Annotated in this window: 1 protein-coding gene; it reads left to right on the top strand. The window is 73.7% G+C overall.

Going from position 1 to position 2,577, the window contains the following annotated elements:
• Nucleotides 1–15: 15 nt before the first annotated feature.
• A partial coding sequence (locus tag ACFW2E_RS45020; protein WP_384477460.1) for a ribonuclease E/G occupies nt 16–2,577 on the top strand: 2,562 nt, incomplete at its 3' end.

The raw sequence follows: 2,577 nt of genomic DNA, 5'->3' as shown, positions 1-2,577 counted from the left end.
GGGCCCCGGCCGCGCGTGTGCGCGCCCGCGGGGGTGGGGCCCCCCCAGCCCGGGCCCGCGCAGCCCGCGCCGGTTGCCGCCGAACCCCCGGTCGCCGAGCCCGCCCCCGCCGCCGACGCGGCCGCAGAGGAGGGCGCCCCGCGTCGTACCCGGCGCCGGGTCGTGCGGCAGGCCGCGTCCGGTTTCTCCGAACCCGCGCCGCAGACCGCCCAGCAGACGGCCCAGCAGACCGCCCAGCCGGCCGCCGAGGAGGCCGCCCCGGAGCCCGAGTCGCGCCGTCCGTCCCGCCCCGCCGTGGCCGTGTTCCAGGCGCCCGTGTTCACCGAGCCGATGTTCCAGACGCCCCAGCGGGCCGCCGCCGAGGCCGCCGCCGAGGCGGCCGGGGCCGGTGAGCCCGAGGAGTCCGTGGAGTCCCCGGAGGAGCAGACCGGAACCCGCCGCCGTCGTCGCCGCCGTGACGCCGGCTACGGCGAGGAGGCCCAGGCTGCCGTCGAGACCCCCGTCGAGGCCGAGGAGGCCGAGGAGCCGGAGGAGCCGGCCGAGGACCTCGCCGAGGGCGAGGAGGCCGAGGAGACCGGTTCGCGTCGTCGCCGCCGCCGTGGTGGCCGTCGTCGCCGCCGTGGTGACGCGGCCGACGGCGAGGCCGGTGAGGGTGCGGACGCCGAGAGCGAGGAACTCGCCGCCGAGCAGGCCGAGCAGGACGCCGAGGACACCGCCGAGCAGGAGGAAGAGGACGCCGAGGACGCCCACGCCGAAGACGCGGGCGGTTCCTCCTCCAGCCGTCGTCGCCGTCGTCGCCGCCGTCGCGCCGGTGACACCTCCGCCGACACCGAGCCGGGCGAGGGCGACCCGGAGCGCACGGTCGTCAAGGTCCGCGAGCCCCGCAAGGCCGCCGAGCCGTCCGACGAGGTGCAGTCCATCAAGGGCTCGACCCGCCTGGAGGCCAAGAAGCAGCGCCGCCGGGAAGGCCGTGAGCAGGGACGCCGCCGCGTTCCGATCATCACCGAGGCCGAGTTCCTGGCCCGCCGCGAGGCCGTCGAGCGCGTGATGGTCGTCCGGCAGAGCGGCGAGCGCACGCAGATCGGCGTCCTGGAGGACGGCGTGCTCGTCGAGCACTACGTCAACAAGGAGCAGTCGACCTCGTACGTCGGCAACGTCTACCTGGGCAAGGTCCAGAACGTGCTGCCGTCGATGGAGGCCGCCTTCATCGACATCGGCAAGGGCCGCAACGCGGTCCTCTACGCCGGTGAGGTCAACTTCGAGGCGCTGGGCATGGCGAACGGCCCGCGTCGCATCGAGTCCGCCCTGAAGTCCGGCCAGTCCGTCCTCGTCCAGGTCACGAAGGACCCGATCGGCCACAAGGGCGCCCGCCTGACCAGCCAGGTCTCCCTCCCCGGCCGCTACCTCGTGTACGTGCCCGAGGGCTCGATGACCGGCATCAGCCGCAAGCTGCCCGACACCGAGCGCGCCCGGCTGAAGACCATCCTCAAGAAGATCGTCCCCGAGGACGCGGGCGTCATCGTGCGCACCGCCGCCGAGGGCGCGAGCGAGGACGAGCTGCGCCGGGACGTCGAGCGGCTGCAGGCGCAGTGGGAGGACATCCAGAAGAAGGCCAAGAACGGCAACGCCCCGACGCTGCTGTACGGCGAGCCGGACATGACCGTCCGGGTCGTCCGCGACATCTTCAACGAGGACTTCTCCAAGGTCGTCGTCAGCGGCGACGACGCCTGGGAGACCATCCACGGGTATGTCTCGCACGTCGCCCCGGACCTCGCCGAGCGGCTGTCGAAGTGGACCTCCGAGGTCGACGCCTTCGCCACCTACCGGATCGACGAGCAGCTCGCCAAGGCGCTGGACCGCAAGGTCTGGCTGCCCAGCGGCGGTTCGCTGGTGATCGACCGGACCGAGGCGATGGTCGTCGTCGACGTCAACACCGGCAAGTTCACCGGCCAGGGCGGCAACCTCGAGGAGACGGTCACCAGGAACAACCTGGAGGCGGCCGAGGAGATCGTCCGCCAGCTGCGGCTGCGCGACCTCGGCGGCATCATCGTCATCGACTTCATCGACATGGTCCTGGAGTCGAACCGGGACCTCGTCCTGCGGCGCCTGCTGGAGTGCCTGGGCCGGGACCGTACGAAGCACCAGGTCGCCGAGGTGACCTCGCTGGGTCTGGTCCAGATGACCCGCAAGCGGGTCGGCCAGGGGCTGCTGGAGTCGTTCTCCGAGACCTGCGTCCACTGCAACGGCCGCGGCGTGATCGTTCACATGGAGCAGCCGACCTCCGTCGGCGGTGGCGGCGGCAAGCGCAAGAAGCGCGGCCGTGGCGGCGACGGGCACGTGCACGAGCACGAGGCCCACGAGACCGTCGTCATGGAGGCCGCCGAGACCGCCGAGCAGGAGGCCGAGAGCGAGGCGGAGGTCACGGCCGAGGTCGCTGAGCCCGTCGCGCTGCCCGCGCCCGACTTCGCGCCGGACGAGGAGCTGTACAGCAGCATCGCCGAGGCGGAGGCCGCGGCGACCCGTGGCCGTAGCCGCCGCCGGGCGAGCCGCCGGGCCTCCGCTCCGGCGGGCGCGCCC

This window comes from Streptomyces sp. NPDC058964, assembly GCF_042741275.1.
Classification (GTDB): domain Bacteria; phylum Actinomycetota; class Actinomycetes; order Streptomycetales; family Streptomycetaceae; genus Streptomyces.
This window is presented reverse-complemented; position numbering and strand designations above follow the sequence as displayed.